At 61.8% G+C, this 18,728-nt stretch carries 17 protein-coding genes and 2 tRNA genes; 12 read left to right on the top strand and 7 right to left on the bottom strand.

Annotation, left to right across the window (positions count from 1 at the left end):
* Positions 1–29: 29 nt before the first annotated feature.
* The 3 genes from FNU79_RS04765 (at position 30) to tig (ending at position 1,871) form a co-directional block, all read left to right on the top strand.
* Positions 30–106, top strand: a tRNA-His gene (locus FNU79_RS04765).
* Between the two features lie 128 nt (positions 107–234).
* A tRNA-Leu gene (locus FNU79_RS04760) sits at positions 235–319 on the top strand.
* A 136-nt stretch (positions 320–455) separates the two neighbouring features.
* A complete protein-coding gene (gene tig, locus FNU79_RS04755; RefSeq protein ID WP_143719752.1) occupies positions 456–1,871 on the top strand; it encodes a trigger factor in 1,416 nt (471 codons plus the stop codon).
* A 78-nt stretch (positions 1,872–1,949) separates the two neighbouring features.
* Here the strand turns inward: tig and purK are convergent, their stop codons facing one another.
* Both purK and purE read right to left on the bottom strand, forming a co-directional pair.
* Positions 1,950–3,074, bottom strand: a complete 1,125-nt coding sequence (gene purK, locus FNU79_RS04750) for a 5-(carboxyamino)imidazole ribonucleotide synthase (protein ID WP_143719751.1) — start codon at positions 3,072–3,074, stop codon at positions 1,950–1,952.
* A complete protein-coding gene (gene purE, locus FNU79_RS04745; RefSeq protein ID WP_143719750.1) occupies positions 3,071–3,619 on the bottom strand; it encodes a 5-(carboxyamino)imidazole ribonucleotide mutase in 549 nt (182 codons plus the stop codon). Before purE ends, purK begins: the two co-directional genes overlap by 4 nt.
* Before the next feature lie 39 nt (positions 3,620–3,658).
* On the opposite strand from purE, the gene FNU79_RS04740 reads away from it, so the two are divergent.
* The 3 genes from FNU79_RS04740 (at position 3,659) to FNU79_RS04730 (ending at position 7,410) form a co-directional block, all read left to right on the top strand.
* Entirely contained in the window at positions 3,659–4,837 is a 1,179-nt protein-coding gene (locus FNU79_RS04740) for a glutamate ligase domain-containing protein (protein WP_143719749.1), read from the top strand.
* Positions 4,838–5,021: 184 nt separating this feature from the next.
* Complete coding sequence (locus FNU79_RS04735; protein ID WP_109827840.1) at positions 5,022–5,699, top strand: response regulator transcription factor; 678 nt, start codon at positions 5,022–5,024, stop codon at positions 5,697–5,699.
* Positions 5,700–5,799: 100 nt separating this feature from the next.
* Positions 5,800–7,410, top strand: coding sequence for a sensor histidine kinase (locus tag FNU79_RS04730; RefSeq protein ID WP_143719748.1), 1,611 nt, complete (start codon positions 5,800–5,802; stop codon positions 7,408–7,410).
* 75 nt (positions 7,411–7,485) lie between these two features.
* On the opposite strand, the gene FNU79_RS04725 is transcribed toward FNU79_RS04730, so the two are convergent.
* The 3 genes from FNU79_RS04725 to FNU79_RS04715 all read right to left on the bottom strand — a co-directional run bounded on the left by FNU79_RS04725 (position 7,486) and on the right by FNU79_RS04715 (position 11,544).
* The gene (locus FNU79_RS04725; RefSeq protein ID WP_225429897.1) at positions 7,486–9,984 is read right to left on the bottom strand and encodes a S8 family serine peptidase; all 2,499 of its coding nucleotides are present in this window, start codon (positions 9,982–9,984) and stop codon (positions 7,486–7,488) included.
* Positions 9,985–10,165: 181 nt separating this feature from the next.
* Complete coding sequence (locus FNU79_RS04720) at positions 10,166–10,363, bottom strand: hypothetical protein (protein ID WP_124872316.1); 198 nt, start codon at positions 10,361–10,363, stop codon at positions 10,166–10,168.
* A gap of 374 nt (positions 10,364–10,737) precedes the next feature.
* Positions 10,738–11,544, bottom strand: coding sequence for an APH(3') family aminoglycoside O-phosphotransferase (locus tag FNU79_RS04715; protein ID WP_143719746.1), 807 nt, complete (start codon positions 11,542–11,544; stop codon positions 10,738–10,740).
* 91 nt (positions 11,545–11,635) lie between these two features.
* Here FNU79_RS04715 and FNU79_RS04710 point away from each other — a divergent pair, with 91 nt between their 5' ends.
* The 6 genes from FNU79_RS04710 to FNU79_RS04685 all read left to right on the top strand — a co-directional run bounded on the left by FNU79_RS04710 (position 11,636) and on the right by FNU79_RS04685 (position 16,546).
* Positions 11,636–12,214 (top strand): RNA polymerase sigma factor, encoded by a 579-nt coding sequence (locus FNU79_RS04710; protein WP_143719745.1) that lies wholly within the window; start codon positions 11,636–11,638, stop codon positions 12,212–12,214.
* The gene (locus tag FNU79_RS04705; RefSeq protein WP_143719744.1) at positions 12,211–12,576 is read left to right on the top strand and encodes a hypothetical protein; all 366 of its coding nucleotides are present in this window, start codon (positions 12,211–12,213) and stop codon (positions 12,574–12,576) included. The genes FNU79_RS04710 and FNU79_RS04705 overlap by 4 nt, the downstream gene beginning before the upstream one ends.
* Positions 12,573–13,358, top strand: coding sequence for a transcriptional regulator (locus tag FNU79_RS04700; RefSeq protein ID WP_143719743.1), 786 nt, complete (start codon positions 12,573–12,575; stop codon positions 13,356–13,358). Before FNU79_RS04705 ends, FNU79_RS04700 begins: the two co-directional genes overlap by 4 nt.
* A gap of 88 nt (positions 13,359–13,446) precedes the next feature.
* Entirely contained in the window at positions 13,447–14,721 is a 1,275-nt protein-coding gene (locus FNU79_RS04695; protein WP_143719742.1) for a DUF1800 domain-containing protein, read from the top strand.
* Between the two features lie 99 nt (positions 14,722–14,820).
* Complete coding sequence (locus tag FNU79_RS04690; protein ID WP_143719741.1) at positions 14,821–15,990, top strand: DUF1501 domain-containing protein; 1,170 nt, start codon at positions 14,821–14,823, stop codon at positions 15,988–15,990.
* Positions 15,991–16,015: 25 nt separating this feature from the next.
* Positions 16,016–16,546 (top strand): hypothetical protein, encoded by a 531-nt coding sequence (locus FNU79_RS04685; protein ID WP_185974602.1) that lies wholly within the window; start codon positions 16,016–16,018, stop codon positions 16,544–16,546.
* On the opposite strand, the gene FNU79_RS04680 is transcribed toward FNU79_RS04685, so the two are convergent.
* Together FNU79_RS04680 and FNU79_RS04675 are read right to left on the bottom strand one after the other, a co-directional pair.
* Entirely contained in the window at positions 16,485–17,384 is a 900-nt protein-coding gene (locus FNU79_RS04680; RefSeq protein WP_143719740.1) for a GNAT family N-acetyltransferase, read from the bottom strand. The genes FNU79_RS04685 and FNU79_RS04680 overlap by 62 nt on opposite strands.
* A 334-nt stretch (positions 17,385–17,718) precedes the next feature.
* On the bottom strand, positions 17,719–18,687 hold the full coding sequence (locus FNU79_RS04675; RefSeq protein ID WP_143719739.1) for an oxidoreductase: 969 nt from the start codon (positions 18,685–18,687) through the stop codon (positions 17,719–17,721).
* Positions 18,688–18,728: the final 41 nt, after the last annotated feature.

Genomic DNA, 18,728 nt, shown 5'->3' with positions numbered 1-18,728 from the left:
AGCAGCTGATTTACAGGCAATTGGGTATGGTGGGTTTAGCTCAGTCGGTTAGAGCGCCGCTCTGTGGAAGCGGAGGCCGGGGGTTCAAGTCCCCTAATCCACCCCAAAGTTTCAAGCCCCCAGGTTTTCAATCTGTCAGGGCTACGGACTTGAACGACAGGTGTCTAGCAGCTCGGCAAGCTCCAAGTGCCGCCACTCGGCTCAGGCTTTCTCAGTTGGGGCTGCGGACGAAGCGCGGGGATGGCGAAACTGGTAGACGCGCCAGATTTAGGATCTGGTATCGAAAGATGTGAGGGTTCAAGTCCCTTTCCTCGCACCAGAGAAAGGCGGCCCTGTGATGGGGCCGACTTTTTTTTGAAGTTTTGATTACACGCACTCTCGCTTTACACGGAGAAGTTTCAAACACCAAATCAGCAAGGCCGTCCACTTAAAGGACGCAGGACAACGGGAGACTTATGGCAGAACTGATGAGCAAAGAAGGCAACAAAGTAGAATTTAAGGCGTCGGTGCCCGCAGCCGAAGTGAGCCGTGCTTATCAGCAAGTCTGGGCGGGGCTGTCCCGTGACGTGCGGGTACCGGGCTTTCGTCCGGGCAAAGCGCCCAAGAAGGTGCTTGAGCAGCGCGTCGGAGCCGGCTACGTCGAAAATGAAGTGCGTGAGCGCTTGCTGCAAGTTCACTACCCGCAGGCCGCCCGCGAACTCAAGCTGAGCCTAGTGGACGCCGAGATCAACCCGTCCGACCTCAAAGACGGTCAGGCGTTTGATTTCAGCGTCAAGGGCGAAACCTACCCCGAGGTCAAACTGGGCGACTGGAAGCAGGCCCAGCTCAGCGCCGCCGCGCCGGAAATCACCAGCGACGTGCTGGAGCGCACCCTCACCGATTTGCAAGACCGCAACGCCACCTTTGAAAGCGTCGAGCGCCCCGCTGGCGGCAACGACATGGTGATGATCGAGGAAACCGGCGAGGAAGGCGGTAGCTACCCGATTTATCTCGACGTGGCCGAGCCGCATGTTCAGGAAGCCCTGACCGGCAAGAGCAAGGGCGACGACGTGAGCATCAACGTTCCAGCCCATCAGCACGGCGACCACGAGCACCCCGAGCACACCGTTCAGGTCAAGATCATGGACGTGCGTAACAAGCAGCGCCAGGAACTGGGCGACGAATTTGCCAAGAGCTTGAACTTCGAGAGCTTAGAGCGCCTGCGAAGCGACCTCAAAGAAGAACTGACCCGCCGCGCTCAGCAAGAAGGCGAAGCCGCCCGCCGCGAGGAGTTCATCGAGCATTTGGTCTCGGGCATGGAAACCAACATCCCGGGAGCGCTGCTGACCCGCCGCCGCGACGCCATGATGGAAGAAATTCAGAGCGATCTGTCGCGTCAGGGTGTCAAGTGGGCCGAATACGAGAGCTTCATGACCGAGCAGGGCAAACTGGACGATTTCATGGCCGATCTCGACAAGAACGCCGAGAGCCGCGTGCGCCGCGACCTCGCCCTCGAGCAGCTCGCCGAGGACACGAAGGTCAGCGTCAGCGATCAGGAATTTAACCAGACCATGTTGTCGCTGGCTCAGGCCAACAACCTGACTGCCCAGCAACTCCGCACCCAACTGGGGCCGGACGGCCTCAACAGCTACTACGCCAACATCTTGCGCGAAAAAGCGCTGACGCTGGCGCTGGCGCAATTGGCCCCCAAGCCGGAAGCCAAGGCGCTAGAAGCGGACGCCGCACCGGAAGTGGAGGCTGCTGCTCCTGCTGAAATTGCGCCTGTTGAAGCAGAGAGCGACGCCGCGCCGTCAGAAGAAGCCCAAACCGAAGCGCCACAAGCCGAAGCCGCCACAGAAGGCGAGCAGGGCGAGGACACCAAGAGCGAGTAATTGATCGCTGAACTCAAAAAGTGGGAGGAGCCAAGCGCGGCTTCTCCCCTTTTTTGGTTGCCTCACTCCCGACCGACCCTACTGCGGAATCAGCGTCTCCAACACCGCTAGCTTCTCCAGCAACTCTGCCGGCTCCCGCGCCACCAGATTGACGTGGCCGAGCTTGCGTCCGGGTTGGTGGGCTTTGCCGTAGAGATGCAGCCTCGTGCCTTCCAGTTTCAGAATCGCCTGCCAATCGGGTTCCTGACCTTCAGGCCAGCCCAGAATGTTGACCATTACGCAGGGCAGCTTAGGGGCAAAGTCTTGCAGCGGCCAGTTGAGGGCCGCCCGCACCTGCGCTTCAAACTGGCTGAGGCCGCCGCCGTCTTGGGTCAGGTGACCGCTGTTGTGAACACGGGGCGCGACCTCGTTGACGATCAGTTTTCCGCTGGGCAGTTCAAAGAATTCGAGGGTCAGCAGGCCTTCGAGTTCCCAATTCTCAGCCACCGAGCGGGCCAAGCGGCGGGCTTGCGGCTCGGGAGCGGCCCTGGCAGTGTCGCCAGGCAAATACAAGCTGCGGCGCAGAACACCACTTACGTGGATATTTTCAATCAGGCCGCCGTAAGCGAGCTGGCCCTGCGCGTTGCGGGCCACCCCCAGACTGACCTCGCGGGCGAACTCCACCCAGCCTTCCAGCACGCAGGCGCGGCGGCCCAGCGCATTCCACGCCGGAAGTAGCTCGGCGGCCGTTGACACCCGAACTTGCCCTTTGCCGTCATAACCGAGTTCGGAGGTCTTGAGAACGCCGCGCCCGCCGACTTTTTCCAGCGCACCTTCCAGATCACTCTCCGATTCGATGCTGACAAACGGCGCAGTTGCAGCTCCGGCGCGGCGCAGCGCTTCTTTTTCGCGGGTGCGGTGCTTGCTCAGGTGCAGCAGTTCACCCGCCGGACGCAGCGGCACCCGGCCAGCCAGCCAACTCAGCGCTTCTACCGACACGTTTTCAAATTCCAGCGTCACGGCGTCGCACTCGGCGAGGCGGGCCAGTCCTGCCGGATCGTTGTAAGGAGCCAGCAGGTGTTCGGCGCAGACCTGAGCGGGCGCGAGTGGGTCGGGTTCCAGCACCACCACCCGCACGCCCAGCGGCACGGCGGCGAGCGCCAACATCTGTGCCAACTGCCCGCCGCCGAGGATGCCCAGTGTGGCTGATGGTGGCGGGTTCACCCTTCACCAGCTTGGGGGTGGCCTTCAAAAAACGGCTCGTCGAGGACCGCCTGGGTTTGAGCAACGCGATAGGCGTTCAGGCGCTCACGCACGGCGAGGTCGGTGGTGGCGATCAGCGCGGCGGCGAACAGAGCGGCGTTCTTGGCTCCAGCCAGGCCGATGGCAAAGGTCGCTACCGGAATTCCGGCAGGCATCTGCACGATGCTCAGCAGGGAATCTTGGCCGCTGAGCGCTTTACTCTGCACCGGCACACCCAGCACCGGCACGCGGGTAAAGGCCGCCAGCATCCCCGGCAAGTGGGCCGCGCCGCCCGCTCCGGCAATGATGGCCGAGAAGTTCAGGCGCTCGGCCCGCGCCGCGTAGCTCTCCAGCAACTGCGGCGTGCGGTGGGCCGAGAGGACCCGCACTTCGTACGCAATCCCGAGTTGCTCAAGCAGCGTCAGCGCTCCGCTCATCGTCTCAAAATCGCTGCGGCTTCCCATCACCACGCCGACATTCGGGCCAGAGTCCACACAACCAGAATCTCCAAAAGAAAAATCACTCATTGACGTTCAGCATACGGGAGACGGCACAATAAACCAGCTATGTCTGCCCTCCCTGATTTTCCCACACCCCAGCCCGATTACGACTGGCTCTTCTCGCGCACCCGCAGCGGCCAAGCACGCGGGCCGGAGCGCTCCCGCGCCCTCCTTACGCAACTCGGCCACCCCGACCAGACTTTTCGCAGCATTCGCGTGATCGGCACCAACGGCAAGGGCAGCACCTGCGCCATGCTGGAAGCCGGGCTGCTGGGCAGCGGCGTGAGCGTGGGCCGCTTTACCAGCCCGCACCTGATACGCTTTGAAGAACGCATCCGCAGAGGTGGACAAGAGCTGGACGCGCAACAGACCGCCGAGTTTATCATATGGGCAAAGCAGCACGCTCCCGACGCGGCTTTTTTTGATTTGACTCTGGGCCTCGCCTGCCTCGCTTTTGCCCGTGCCAAAGTGGACTGGGCAGTGATGGAAGCGGGCGTGGGCGGCGTTTCGGACGGCACGCAGGCGCTGAGCAGGGTAGCGGCGGTGGTGCTGACAAATGTGGCGCTCGACCACACGGGAGCGCTGGGGCCGGACATCGCCAGCATCGCCCGCGACAAAGCCGGAGCGGCCCTGAGCGGCGTGCCGCTGCTGACCACGGCAAGCGGCGAGGCGCTGGCCGTCACCGAGCAAGTGGCGGCCGAGCGGGGCGCTCCCCTGTTTACGCCGCACAGCCACCCCGAACTGTTTGCTTTGCCGCGCCCGCCGCACTTAGCAGGGCCGCATCAACTTGAAAATGCCAGCCTCGCCGCCGCGACCTTGCGCCTGCTCGGGTACGGCGGGGGAGTGAGCGCCGCGCTGGAAGCCAAGCATCCGGCCCGCTTGGAGCGCTTTGTGGTAGGCGGCAAAACCGTGCTGATCGACGGCGCTCACAACCCGCACGCCGCCGCCGCCCTAGCAGCCGCCGTGCCGGGGGCCGACGTGCTGCTGTTCGGCAACTTGGCCCGCCGCGACACCGCCGCCACCCTCGCGCCGCTGCTGAGTAAAGCCGAGCGGTACATCTTTACCGCCCCCGGCGACCTGGCCAGCGATCCGGCGGCGCTGGCGCGGCAATACGGCGGCGAAGCGTGGCCCAATCCGCTCACCGCTTTCGAGCGGGCGCTGGAACTCACCCCCAGCGGCGGCACCTTGTTGGTGGCGGGCAGTTTGTATTTGGCCGCAGCAGTGCGGCAGGCAGCGGAAACCTGAGCCTGTTCGTCTCGGCAGCTTACCAAGACGTCTCTTCGTCTCTGCGCGGTGCAACGAACCAGTAAAATGAGGTCGAGATACACATAGCGTCCGCTCCCACTGAAAATTGCAGTGGTCAGCTCAGATGAAAAGTGGTTAAGCCCCGCTCAGGCCTTCTCATGAGAATGCGCCGTACTGTGGAGCCATGGAACGCAAGCCCTTGGTACTCGTCATTGAAGACGAAAAAGATATCGCCCGCTTTATTGAGCTGGAGTTGGCCGCCGAAGGCTACGCCACCGAGGTGGCCTTTGACGGCGTCACCGGCCTGTCCAAATTCCGCGAAGTCAACCCCGATCTGGTGATCCTCGATTTGATGCTGCCCGTCCTTGACGGCCTCGAAGTGGCCCGCCGCGTCCGCAAGACCAGCAACACCCCGATCATCATTTTGACGGCCAAAGACGGCATTCAGGACAAGGTGGAAGGACTGGACTCCGGCGCGGACGACTACTTGATCAAGCCGTTTTCGATTGAGGAGTTGCTGGCCCGTGTCCGCGCTCACCTGCGCCGCGTCAACCCTGCCGTGACCGGCGAAGTGCGGGTGGCCGATTTGGTGATGAACCTCGACGGGCGCGAGATCTTCAGGGGCGGGCGGCGCGTGGAGTTGTCGGCCAAGGAATTTGAATTGCTCGAACTTCTGGCCCGCAACCCCGGCAAGGTGTTTAGCCGCTTTGAAATTGAAGAAAAAGTCTGGCCCGAATACACTGGGGGCAGCAACGTGGTGGACGTGTACATCGGCTACCTGCGCCGCAAACTCGAAGAGGGCAGCGAGCGCCGCCTGATTCACACGGTGCGCGGCGTCGGCTACGTGCTGCGCGAGGAATAAAGCGCTCCAGCCGCTCCTGAGAAACACTCATCCAACCTTCTATACTGGCGGATATGCTTGTCCGCTTCCCGGTTCACTTTCACTTCGTTAGGCCGCCCGCATGACCCTGCGCGGGCGGCTGACGCTTTTTTATACGGTGCTGCTCACGGCGCTGCTGTTTTTGCTGGCGGTGTTGGTGCTCAGCTTTATGCAAACCCGCCTCATCGGCAGCATCAAAGACGACTTGGAGAAAAATGTCTTCGGCCAGATCAACCGTCTTGTTTTACCCACCACGCCGTTTAGTCCGGCCAATCCGCTCGGACGACTGGGCAGCTCGGGGTTCGGCAGCGATTCCGGCGACACCAACGGCCCCACGCTCTCAGCGCTGCGCCAGAATTTTCCCAATTACCGCATTCAAATCGAGGGGCTTACCACCAGCATCGACGACATCCAGAGCATGATGCAGGGCAGCCCCGCCGAACGCGCCGCCGAACTGGGGTTTATGCAGGCCACCGCCGCGCAAAGTCGGTTGACCGTCGGCATTGATCCCAACGCTCCGGTTCAGCTCAGTGACGCCGAGTTTGCCCAGCTCCTCGATGATCCTTCGCGCGGCCTTGAAATCACCGCGCCGACCCGAGCCGCCTTTGACGAACCGGTGCCCACCCAAGTTTATGTGCGGCTGGCCGAGGTGCAAACCGGCTACGCGACCGGCGACAATTCTCCGCTGACCCAGGCGGCGCTGATTTATGTGGGGCGCAACCTTCAGCCGACCTACGACACGCTCGACCGCCTGCGCTCGCTGATGCTGGTGTTGTTCGTGGGCGGGCTGATCGTCAGCAGCGTGGGCGCGTATCTGCTCTCGGGGCAAGCGCTCAGGCCGCTGATTCAGGTGCAGAGGGCAGCCGAGCAGATCGGCGGCCAAAACCTCAGCGCCCGCGTGCCGGAGCCCAAGACCCGCGACGAGGTGCAGGCCCTAGCGCTGGCGCTCAACCGGATGCTGGGCCGATTGGAAGGCTCATTTGAAGCTCAGCGCCGCTTTACCTCCGACGCCAGCCACGAACTGCGCACGCCGGTCACGGCCATCAGCGGCCACGCCAGTTACCTGCTGAGGCGCACCAACCCCAGCGAGGGCCAGCGCGAGAGCTTGACCATCATTCGCAGCGAGGCCGAGCGCCTCACCAACTTGATCAGCAGCCTGCTCGAACTGGCCCGCTCGGACGGCGGAGTGATGACCCTGCGCCGTCAGCCGGTGCTGCCCAAGTTGCTGCTGGGCGACATTGCCCGCGAACTCCAGCCGCTGGCTCAGGCCCAGCATGCCGAACTCAAGGTTAGCGGCAGCGACGACGCGCTCGAGGGCGATCCTGACCGGCTCAAGCAGGTGATTATCAACTTGGTCAGCAACGCGCTGAAAGCCGGAGCCAGCCGAGTGGAGCTGAGCAGCCGCTTGGCTACCGGTGAAAGCGGCGAGAGCGGCGTGCAGATGAGTGTCAGCGACGACGGCCCCGGCATTGCCCCAGAGCATTTGGAGCGGTTGTTTGACCGCTTTTACCGGGTGGAAGAATCGCGCAGCCGCGATCAGGGCGGCGCGGGGCTGGGCTTAGCGATTGCGCGCAGCATCGTGGACGCACACGGCGGGCGAATCTGGTTTGAAAGTGAGGTCGGGCGCGGCACCACCGTCAACGTCTGGCTGTCCAAAGGCCGCATGGCGCTGGTGGACGACGACGTGGCGTGAGCACAGGCGTCTACACCCCAAAAGAAAAGGCCCGCCTTCCAATTGGAAAGCGGGCCTTGCTTAAAACAACTTCACTCAGCGCATCAACCACTCGAAAGTCGCTTTGAGGAGGCTGGAACGGGCAGCGGGCGAGAGGCCTTCCAATCCAAATCCCATGGTGGCGGTGCGGTAGCGCCCTGCGTCGTTGAGCACGATGGCCCCGGCATCTTGGCCCGCCGATTGGGCACGCACCGGTGAGGGTTTGCTGCTCTTGGCCTGAACGCGGCTGCGGTTGCTGTCACCCTGAATGCTTTGGGCCTGAAGTGTGCCAGCGGTGGCTCCAGCGCTGCCGTAAGAGCCGGCCACCACGCCGCTGCCGATGTCGGAGATCACGTCGGGGTAAACCTGGTTTTTGGCGCTGCCGTCGGCGTTGAGGGTGTAGGCCACGTTGCCCAACACACCGCTGGTGACAAATTTGGGCGTGCCGGACGAGTCGGAGATGAACTGGGTCTTGAGCACGTCACGGTAAAAGCTGGTCGCGCCGATGTCGTAGCCGATGTCTTGGCCGCTAAGGATCAATCTGCCGCCGCCCGTCAGATACTGCTGCAAGTTCTGCTGATCAGCGGCCGTGACGGTGTTGCTGTACTGCTCACCGCTGAGCCACAGCACCACGTCGTACTTTTTCATTTCGCTCAGCGGCACTGCGCCCTGGGTCTGCACGTCCCAGCGAAACGCGCCTGAGGCGTTGGCTTTCACCGCGTCGCGCAGGGCCGCCGTCACGTCGGGGCCTTGGCCGAGATCATCATCGACCAGCAGCACGCTGGGCTTTTTGCCGGAGGTCGGCGGCTTGGGCGCGGGCGTCGGTGCGGGTGCTGGGGCCGGAGCAGGAGCGGTGTTGGCAGCGGGTTTCAGGAAGCAGGCTTTGGCCGCGCCGGGCACCGGATCAGATCCCCACTCGGCCACCGTGCATTTGAAGCCGTCAGTGGCGGTGCCGGAGAGGTAGCGTCCATTTGCGCCGAAAGCGGCCAGGCGCTCGCCGCTGAAGTTGCAGGCTCCGCCCTCAGGAGCGCAGAAGGTGTAGCCGACCGGCGGCACCACGTTGTTGGTGTTGGCCGGAGGCGGCGTGGGGGTTGGAGTGGGTGCAGGCGTCGGCGTTGGAGCGGGCGTCGGTGTGGGTGTTGGCGCTGGGGCCGGAGCAGGAGTGGGCGTGGGTGCTGGAGTCGGCGTGGGGGCGGGCGTAGGCGCGGGAGTTGGAGCCGGCGCAGGAGCCGGGGCCGAGACATTCACGCCCAGCTTGCCCAGCGCTTTGGGCAAGCTGATTTCGCCGTAGCCGGTGTTGTTGTTTTTCTGGCCGTTGTTGGAAGCGCTCGAATACAGCGCCTGCTTGATGGCGTCCACGCTGGTGCCGGGCTTGGCCCCCAGCATCACAGCCACCGCGCCCGCCGCGATGGGAGCGGCCTGCGAGGAGCCGGAGAGCGAGCCGTAGCCGCCGCCGGGAAAGCTGCTGGTAATCGCCACACCCGGCGCGGCGATGTCGGGCTTGGTAAACACGCCGCTGTACGCGCCTGTCCAGGCCACCGGGCCACGGCTGCTGAACGAAGCCACGTTGCCGTCTTTGTCCACCGCGCCCACGCCGATCACGTCGGGAATGTTGCCGGGGCTGCCGGTGCTGCTGGCAGTGGGGCCGAAGTTACCGATAGCAAACACCGGAACCACGCCGGCCTTGAGCATGTTCTGAACTGGCAAGACGAATTCCTGATAAGTGCCGGGCAGACCGAGGCTCATGCTGACCACGTTCGCGCCGTCGTTGGTGTCGGCGTTGTTGTCGGGGTCGAGCACCCACTGCATTCCGGCAATGACCTGTGCAAAAGTGCCGGAGCCGTCCGGCAACACCAGAGCGCTGATCAGCTTGGCGTCGGGAGCCACACCCACCGTGTTGCCCACCAGCAGGCCCGCCGTGTGGGTGCCGTGCTGGGCGCTGTCGTGCGGCTGACTGCTCTGAACCCTGTCGCCGTCTTCATTGAACTCGGCGTAATTGAGAATCTTGCCTTTGTATTCGGGCGAGTTGGGATCGATGCCGGTGTCAAGGTGCCCGATGCGCACGCCCTGCCCCTTGAAGCCAGCCGCCTGAGCTTCTTTTGCGCCGATGGCCTGAAGGTGGTACGGCACACCTGTCGGCGCACTGGCCGCACTGAGCGCCTGCGCTTTGGGAATCTGCACTTTGAAATTCTCGAAAATCTCGTCCACGATCGGCAAGCTGGAGAGCACACGAGCCTGCACCGGCGAGAGCTTGAGGTAAATCGACTGATCGAGCCACAACTCCGCGCCGTTTTTCTTCAGGGCGTCGGTGACAAAGCCCGCTGCTGGCCCCAGCTTGGCGAGGCTGCTTTGAAGCTGAACACGCAAGTTCTTGAAGACTTGGCGGCCCTGAGCGTTGTTGGACACGCTGAAGCGCACGATCACACCGGTGGGGGTATTGTCGCCCGCACGGGCTTTGGCAAGGAGCGAGGCTGAGAGCCGGCCCGCCGAGGCGTCGGTCACGCTCGCCACCGAGAGCGCCGCACCGAGAAGAAGCATTCCGCGTTTAAGATTCATCATGAAGAGCAGTATGCCGCTCAGGAGATGATCTCCCCTTAGCCGAGCGTGAGGAATGCTTAAGAGGGCATCAGAGAATCGTCAGGCCCCACAGACTGGACAGCGAAGCGGGGCAACAAAAAAGTGGAAGCCGCATTGCTTGGCTCCCACTTCGTTTTGAGGGCTGGAGCAAGTTTTAGTTTTAAGCCTTCATCAACTGATCGAGTTCAGCTTGGGTAATGCTTTTTGAAAAGCGTCCCCGCAAATACAAGTCTTTGATGGCCTGTTCGCCCCACAAGGTTTTTATTTGGCGCAGCGGCAATTTAAGGGTTTTTTGAATGGTGCTGAGACGAACGGTGTCTGTGGTTCCCGGAACCCATGTGCAAGTGATTTGAGACATTGTGAATCTCCTCATTTAACTTTAGAATTGAATGCTGTACTGGACTTCTGATTGAAGCCCGACGCCTAGGTAGAACACTGCCCCTGCGACTTGCCTTGAGCAAGCCTGCGGTTTTCTCACACGAGCGAATAAACGCGTAACTGATGTGACCGACTACTTTTGGTTTCTTTAGTTTACCTGACTGGGCGGCTGTTCAATAAGGACATTTGCCACCCTTAGCCACTTCTAAAGGTGAGCTAAATTAAAATTAAGACCCATACTTACCGGAATCTTCCGGGCAATAAAAAATAGCTTCTCAATTATTGTGCAGCCGTGAACTGTTTTTATTTTGCCGTCGCGTTTCAAGGGAGAAATCTTTAGAACACCGCTTCACATCAAAACAATTCGTCTAAAATTTGGTAATACGCCAGCTTGCTTGCGTCCACCCACTGCCGCCCGTAAACGTCCAAAAAGTGTTCGGCGGCCTCATCGCCCGCGTTGCGGATCAGGCTGCGCTGGGCCAGTGCCAAATCCTGGTGGCGATCCGCGATGCCGAGGCGGCCCACGTCAATCAGGCCTTCGACCACTTCGCCCGACACCAAAAAATTGGGCAAGCAAGCGTCGCCGTGTGTGACGACCACATCTTCGGTGGCGGGCCGCGATTTGACCAAATACTTGAGGACTTGTTCTGCCGATTGGCCCACCCTCAATTGACCCAGTCCCAACTGACCCAGCCGCTCAGCATCAAAGTCTGTTTCGTCCACCAAGCCCAGCTCCGCCCGTTCGCGGGCTTGGCGCAGCTTGAGCGCCAGACTTTGGTTAAAGGGGCATTCGCGGATGGGTAAGCTATGAAGCTCCCGGAGAGCGCGGGCCAGCAAGTCAGCGTTGCGGAGCGCGTGCAGCAGGGCGTCGGGGTGGTGCATCGGCAAACCGGGCAACCGGGCGGTGGCGAGGTACTCACTTTGCTCGTCGGTGGCGTACCCGACAATCTGCGGCACCGGCAAGCGGCCCGAGAGCCAGCGCAGTTTGGTCTGCTCGGTTCGCAGGCTTTCGAGCCGTCCAAGCGGCTGCACCTTGACCACGTACTTTTGACTTTGCCACACCCACGCTCCCGAATCGCCCGACACGTCTTGCCAGCGGGCGGCGGGCAGCACCCTTTTCAGTTCGGTGGGCAAGCTCAGTTCAGGCGGGGAGTTCAGCACGGGGTTTAGAGTAGCAGGGAACTTTTGGCAGCTGGCCCGACTCTAAAACATAAGGCGCTCACCGTAGGCCGCCGCATGGATAACAAGCCCGATGGACGACTACACCGATGAACAACTCATTCGCTTGGCCCATTCCGACACGGCTGCCTTTGAGACGTTGCTGCGCCGCCACGCTGCCGCCGTTCACCGCTTGGCCGCCAGCGTGGTGGGCAGCAGCAGCGCCGACGACGTGGTGCAGGAGGTGTTTGTCAGCGTACATAAAAACCTGGGCAGCTTCCGGGGAGACGCCAAATTCAGCACCTGGCTGCACCGCATCACCCTGAATGCCTGCTCGGCGGCGCTCAGAAAAAAGCAGCCGGACGCCCTGGACGACTGGCCCGAACCCGCCGCCCACCACGACCCCGCCCGCAGCACCGAACAGGCCCAACTGCGCGAGTTGCTGGCGTGGGCCATGCAGCAACTTCCAGAAGGCGTGCGGGAGGCGGTGACTTTGCGCGAGCTGGCCGGGCTGGACTACTCGGAGATTGCCGAGGTGCTGGGCGTTGAACTCGGCACCGTCAAATCCAGAATCAGTCGGGGACGGGCAACACTGCGCGAACTTATCAAGGGGCGCTGGGACGTGCCGCAAAGCGCCAAACACCCCACGCCGAAACAAGGAGTCAAGCCATGAAACCGCCCTCTTCCCTGCCCAAAGACTTTGACGATTCAGATGACTTCACGCTAGACGCGCTGTTCGCTGAAGTGCGGCAGCCCAGCTCAGCCGACGCAGGCGCAGCAGAGCGATTTTTGAGTCGCCAAGCTTTGTTGCCCCAGGCTCCGCCTCTCCTTACTTTGACCAGACGCCGGGCCACTTGGTGGCCGACTTTGCTGGCCGCCGCCGCCCTCTTTGGCGGGCTGCTGGTGCTGCGGCCCGCGCCTCACCTGAACTCACCCAGTATGGATTCGTCCAGCACGGATTTGGTGGCCTCACAACCTTTAGCCAGCAGCGCGGCTTACGACGCCTACAGCTCGGCACTGGGTGGTGAGTGGTGAAGCCCAGCCTCGCTTCGCTGACTGTACTCTTGAGCGGGTTGGCCGCCGCTCAAACCGCGACCCCGCCCAGCGATATGGACACCCTGCTGAGCGCCCTCAACAAAAGTCTCAGGTTTGCGGTGCGGGGCGAGACCAGCATCACGGTCATTTTTCCGCCGCGTGATCCGCCGGTTCGTCAGGCCCAGAGTCTGCCGCCGATCAAGGTGTATCCCAAGCTGCTGCGGCAAAACTTCATGGTGAAGCGGGAAGCCGCTGAAACGGTAGCGGGCCGCTCGACCCAGGTCTTTAGCCTCACGCCCAAACTCGGCGCGGCGGCAAGCTGGCGCGTCTGGGTGGACGTGAGCTGGAATGTGCCGCTGGCCTACGAGGAGCGCAGCGCGGACGGCAGCTTGGCCCGCCGCGCCGAGCTGCTGAGCGCCGTCAAGTTGCAAAAACGCGCCGCCCCCATCAAAGCAGAACTGCTGGCCGGTTTGCCGCAGGCGCTGAGCCTGGCCCTGCCCGGGTTGAACTTACCAGCGGGCTTTGTGGCGGCGGGCGTGGGCCAGCGTAAAACGGGCACGCAGCTCAACCTCAGCGACGGCATCAATGTGGTGGCTTTGGTGATGGCCCCCAAAGGCGTCAAGGCGGCGGCGGGCGTGGCCTCGCGCAAGGTTGGGGACAGCTTCGTGTGGCTGGTCGGCAACCTCGACACGGGCGTTCTCAAGACTTCGCTGAGCAGCGTCAAGCGCAGTGACCCTGGCCCGCTGGGAACTTTTTTGCCGCCGAGCGACTCCAATCCCTAGAAGTACAAAAATCAGTCGGCTTTGAGCTCTGTACCAGAACCTCTGAACCGATTGTTGTTTACAGTCCTGCCCTCTCAAAGGAGACGCCGTGCCACTCACTCCCCGCACCACCCCCCTGACCGCCACCGACGCGGCCCATTTGCTGCGGCGCACCAGTTTTGGAGCCACTGAGGCGCAGATCAGAGCGCTGGTGGGCCAAACCCCGCAAGCTGCCGCCGCCGCGCTGCTGGTTTTTCCCACCACCACGCTGGACACGCCTTTCAAACCTGCGGAAGCGGTCGCTCCTTACGCCGCCATCAAACTCTTTCAGGCCGCTTGGCTGCGCGAGATGGTACTGACACCTTATCCGCTGCGCGAACGGCTGGCGCTAATGTGGAGCAACCATTTCGTCATCGGCACCGACAAAGTCAAGAACCTCAGCGCCTTAGACAACTATTTGAGCGTGCTGCGCGGCCACGCCCTGAGCAACTTCACCGACCTCGCGCTGGCCGCCGTCAAAACGCCCGCCGTGATGCGCTACCTCGACAACGACCAAAACAAAAAAGGCAAACCCAACGAGAATCTGGGCCGCGAACTGCTGGAACTGTATACCGCTGGCATAGGCAATTACAGCGAATCCGACGTCAAAGAAGGCGCGAGGGCACTGACTGGCTGGACGTTTGAGGGCAAGCGCGGCCCCAAGGACTTTGCCGACCCGCAAACCTTCACCTTCAATGCCAAGCAGCACGACGGCGGCTCCAAGACCTATCTGGGCAAAACCGGAAATTTCGGCGGCGACGACATCGTGCGGCTGGCGGCGGGGCACCCTTCCACCGCCGAGCGGGTGGCCTTCAAGCTGTGGCGCTCGTTTGTCAGCGACGCGCCAGACGCCGCCGGACAGGCCAAGCTCACCGAAACCTACCGGCAATCCGGCGGCGACCTGCGGCAAACTTTGCAGGCCCTGCTGAGCAGTCAGGAATTTTACGCCTCCAGAAGCAGCATCATCCGCAGCCCCACCGAATTTGTGGTGGGAGCGCTGAGATCAGCCGGGCGCACCGATATAGACAAAAAAACCTACCTCAATTTGTCGGGCACGCTGGCCCGCCTCGGCCAAGATTTGCTGCACCCGCCTACCGTCAAGGGCTGGGACGGTGGCCGCGAATGGATCAACGACTCCACCTTGCTGCTCAGGATGCAGGTCGCCGCCGCCATGACGCTGGGCAACCAGAAAGGCAAAGCCCAGACCAAGCTGGCTGACCCTGTGCCTGAGCCGAGCGCCCTGGCCCTGCTGGGCAGCGAAAAGATGCCGAGTGCGCTGGCGAAACTAGGCAGTGCCCAGCGCACCTATTTGATGTTGGTCAGTCCTGAATATCAGTTGATTTGAGGGAGAAGAGGTGAAAGGCAACCGCTGCGCTCACTCTCCCCTTCCTTGAAGAAAAAGAGAGCCAAGCCCCCATCTTCCCTCTCCCAAAAGGAGCCACCCATGAACAGACGCGATTTTCTCAAACTCTCGGCGCTGGCGGTCAGCGTCACCAGCGGAATGCCCGGCTTTCTGGCACGGGCCGCCGCAACGGCGGGCGGCGACAAAACTTTGGTGGTCATTCAGCTCACCGGCGGCAATGACGGCCTCAACACCCTGATTCCCTACAGCAACGGAGCTTACTACGCGGCGCGGCCCAACATCGCCATCGGCAAAAAAGACGTGCTGAATCTGACTGCCGACCTCGGGATGCACCCCAGCTTGCGGGCGCTCAGCAAGTTCTGGGACGCCGGGCAACTCGGCTGGCTGGAGAATATCGGCTACCCCAACCCCAACCGCAGCCACTTTGCCAGCATGGCGATCTGGCACACCGCCGACCCCACCCAGGCCGCCAGCGACGGCTGGATAGGAAGAATCGCCGAGACGATTGGCGACCCGTTTTGCGCCAGCAACATCGGCAACGCCACGCCGCTGGCCCTGCAAGCCAAGCAGTTCTCGCTGCCGAGCATCAGCAGTGTGGACAGCTACCAGCTCAAATTGCCCGCCGGACTCCACGACCCTTTTACCACCCTGCTGAACGCGCCGAGGCAGGGCGAGGCCGAGTACCTGCAAGCCGCCACCAAACAGATGCTGCTCAACACCGCCAAAGTTCAGAAAAATCTCAGCAAATACCGCTCCGGCGCTGTCTACCCGGACAGCAAATTCGCCGCCAGCCTCCAAGATATTGCCCGCCTGATCGCGGGCGGCAACGGTCAGCGGGTGCTGTACACCAGCCTGGGCAGCTTCGACACGCACGCGGGCCAGCGGGCCGAGCAGGACGATTTGCTGCGCGAACTGGCCGAGGGACTGGCCGCTTTTCAAGCTGACCTCGACGTGCAGGGCCTGGCCGATAAAGTGGTCGTGATGGGCTTCTCCGAGTTTGGGCGGCGGGTGGCTGAGAATGCCAGTGCCGGAACCGATCACGGACAGGGCAGCGTGATGTTTGTACTGGGCAAGAGCGTCAAGGGCGGCATTCACGGCGACAGCCCCGACCTGGAGAACCTGGCCGACGGCGACATTCGCTACAAGCAGGATTTCAGAGGCGTTTACGCCCACGCATTAGATACTTGGCTGAACCTGGATTCCAAGGAAATTCTGGGCGGCAAATTCGACGGGCCGAAGTGGTTGAGTTGATGCCAGTTGAGTTGAGGGGGCTGGGTTGAAGCGCTGGGGCGCTTTGGCGCTCCTGTTGCTGACCCCAACGCTCGCCATGCCCGCCTTTCGCCTCACCGCCATTCAGCAGTTTCACTACGATAAGGACGATCCGCTGTGGCAGTACAGCGGCAAAGTCATGGCCTGCACCTTTTGTCACGTCAATGCCAAAGGCGGCGCACCCTGGAACGTGTTCGGGCAAGCGCTCCAGAAGGGCTTTCAGACGAATCCCAAAGCCAAATTTGCTGACGTGCTGTACAGCGTGCTGGCCGCCAACGGCGATGCGGACGGGGACGGCTATCCCGATGTTATAGAAGTGTTTGCCCACACCTTACCCGGCGATGCCAACAGCAAGCCCGAGAAGCCGCTGGCCGAACTGGAAACCGAGTTTGCGGCGGCGGGCGGCGTGGGTCAGTACGCCCCGAAAGCAAGTCAAGAAAAGCCGAGCAAGAAGGGCCAGAAGTCCAGCCCGGCACTCAACGCTCCAGCCACCACGTCACCCACATCGGCTCCGGCAAATAGCCCAAACAATGGTTGACTTTCAGCATCGGCAGGTTCATGACCGTGCCGCCCGTACTTGCTTGGATGCAGCCTTGTTCCTGTGCTGAGTCCAGCGCCTGCGCTTTGAGCAGGGTCGCTAGACCTTTATTGCGGTGGGGGCGACTCACGGCAGTATGTTCGGTGTCCAAGTGCTCGCCGCGCACCGTTGAGCGAGTAAACCCAATGAGCTGGCCCCGAAAACGCGCCACGAACACCGTTTCTTCGCGCACGATCATCGCCCGCAATTCTTCCAAGCTGAGGCTGTCCGGCGTAGTGGTGGGATTGCGTGGAGCGTCTTCCACCGCTTCCAGACTCAGCGCATACAGGGCGTTCCAGTCGGCTTCGGGAGCATCGTTGGCGAGTTGCTCCACTTCGTAGCCGTCCACGAACAAGCGTTCTTCCAGTGCCTGATACGGCGCGAAGTCAAAGCGCATCAGATCGAGGTGAGCGCCCCACGACTGCCAAGCATTACGGAAGCCTGCCGCCGCAAAAAATTGCATCTGCTCGCTGAAATCCTCGCGGGCCACGCCAATCAGCGGCGCGTGCTGGGGCAAGCGGGTCAGGGCGAGCGTGTAGAGCGCGTTAAAGGATTGGGCGTCTCCAGCAAAGTCCAGCCGGAAGGCGCTGGGCGCGGCGTCACCGAACGGCGAGACCACCAAAGTCGCCCGCACTTCCGAATCTGCCGCCACCAACCGGAAGCGCTGCGGCACGCTGGAAGGCTTGAACTGTTCGGGCGTGTATATCCAGTGCCCGCGCACGCTCTCGGTGACGAGCTGGGCCACTTGCGCGGCGTCTGCGGGTTGAAACTCTCGGAGAATTGGGCGGTGTTCATTCATGGCCTGAGCTTAAGAGAAGGCGGCTCAACGGGCAAAAATTGGCAGTAAGTGCAATGGCCTAGCCAGCGGCTTTCTGCTCTCCAAAATTTTAGACTCGCCTCCCAGATGCCGCCAGACAGCAAACCCAAGCCTTATGCAGCTATTCAGACTTTAATTACATTTATTTAGTACGTGTGGGGCGTATTATGTCCACACCGAAATAGAAGCGCCGACGGTGTGCTTATTCTCAATTTTCGGAGATGGGCCGTGAGTGGCCCCGTTCGCCCCCAATTTGTCCAATCAGCAAAACCGCCCCAGCAACTTCGGGGCGGTTTTGCTTGTGCCGAGCTAAAAATTACTTCAGACCCACCATCTTTTCGCTGGCTTCCCACAGCTTGTCGGCGCTTGCATGGTCGCGCAGATACGGCTGATACCCGCTATACGGCGCGGCTGGGTCAAACGGCACAGCTTCTTGCACGTCTTCCAGGTACAAACCGCCCACCCCTTCCAGCTCCTTGCCGACGGCGGCCCAAACGCTGGTGGCCGCGCCTTGCTCAGTGCTCTTGAATACCGGATTGAGGTTGCCTTCTTCGTCCATCCAACCCATCGCCCGCTGTTCCTCAATCGGCATGTGCTTTTGCAGGCCGGTCATGATCCCGCCGGGATGCACGGCGTTGGCGGTGACACCCCGATAGGCGTAGCGGTCATTCAGCCCCAAAGCAAACAGGGCGTTGGCGGTTTTGGCGTTACCATACGCCTCCCACTTGTCGTAAGGGCGGCGCTCCAAGTTGAGATCGTCCAGCAAAATGTCACTGCGGCGGTGGCCGATGCTGCTGAGCGCCACCACACGCGAGGGAGCCGCCAAAAGAGCCGGCATCAGGAGTTCGGTCAGCAAAAAGTGGCCGAGATGGTTGGTACCAAATTGCATTTCAAAGCCGTCGGCAGTCTGGCTTTGAGGCGTGGCCATCACGCCCGCGTTGTTGATCAGGATGTCAATTTTGGGGGCAAGATTGAGAATATGGGCCGCTGCCTGACGCACCGATTCCAGCGAACAGAGATCAAGCGCGATGACTTCGGCCCTAGCATTGCCCGTGCTTTGGCGCAGCTCAGCAGCCACCTGTTCGCCTTTGGCGGTATCGCGCACGGCAAGCAAAACCCGCGCTCCAGCAGTCAGCAGGGCGCGGGCGGTTTCGGTGCCGATACCGGAAGCGGCTCCGGTTACGACGGCGGCTTTGCCGCTTAGATCATGGCCGGCAATCACTTCTAGGGCGGTGCTTTTGGCGTTAAAGGAAGAAGTGATGCGGACGGGTTGCGCGTCAGTCATGCTCGTACTCTAGACCTTATGGAGTACGCCGAGTCAAGCAA

Source organism: Deinococcus detaillensis, from assembly GCF_007280555.1.
Lineage (GTDB): Bacteria > Deinococcota > Deinococci > Deinococcales > Deinococcaceae > Deinococcus > Deinococcus detaillensis.
This window is presented reverse-complemented; position numbering and strand designations above follow the sequence as displayed.

Excerpts from the sequence above, each read along its gene's own strand:
- FNU79_RS04710 (WP_143719745.1), top strand. The coding sequence starts at position 11,636 with ATGGACGACTACACCGATGAACAACTCATTCGCTTGGCCCATTCCGAC.
- purE (WP_143719750.1), bottom strand. The coding sequence starts at position 3,619 with ATGAGTGATTTTTCTTTTGGAGATTCTGGTTGTGTGGACTCTGGCCCG.
- FNU79_RS04735 (WP_109827840.1), top strand. The coding sequence starts at position 5,022 with ATGGAACGCAAGCCCTTGGTACTCGTCATTGAAGACGAAAAAGATATC.
- FNU79_RS04730 (WP_143719748.1), top strand. The coding sequence starts at position 5,800 with ATGACCCTGCGCGGGCGGCTGACGCTTTTTTATACGGTGCTGCTCACG.
- FNU79_RS04740 (WP_143719749.1), top strand. The coding sequence starts at position 3,659 with ATGTCTGCCCTCCCTGATTTTCCCACACCCCAGCCCGATTACGACTGG.
- FNU79_RS04675 (WP_143719739.1), bottom strand. The coding sequence starts at position 18,687 with ATGACTGACGCGCAACCCGTCCGCATCACTTCTTCCTTTAACGCCAAA.
- FNU79_RS04725 (WP_225429897.1), bottom strand. The coding sequence starts at position 9,984 with ATGAATCTTAAACGCGGAATGCTTCTTCTCGGTGCGGCGCTCTCGGTG.
- FNU79_RS04690 (WP_143719741.1), top strand. The coding sequence starts at position 14,821 with ATGAACAGACGCGATTTTCTCAAACTCTCGGCGCTGGCGGTCAGCGTC.
- tig (WP_143719752.1), top strand. The coding sequence starts at position 456 with ATGGCAGAACTGATGAGCAAAGAAGGCAACAAAGTAGAATTTAAGGCG.
- FNU79_RS04720 (WP_124872316.1), bottom strand. The coding sequence starts at position 10,363 with ATGTCTCAAATCACTTGCACATGGGTTCCGGGAACCACAGACACCGTT.
- FNU79_RS04680 (WP_143719740.1), bottom strand. The coding sequence starts at position 17,384 with ATGAATGAACACCGCCCAATTCTCCGAGAGTTTCAACCCGCAGACGCC.
- FNU79_RS04705 (WP_143719744.1), top strand. The coding sequence starts at position 12,211 with ATGAAACCGCCCTCTTCCCTGCCCAAAGACTTTGACGATTCAGATGAC.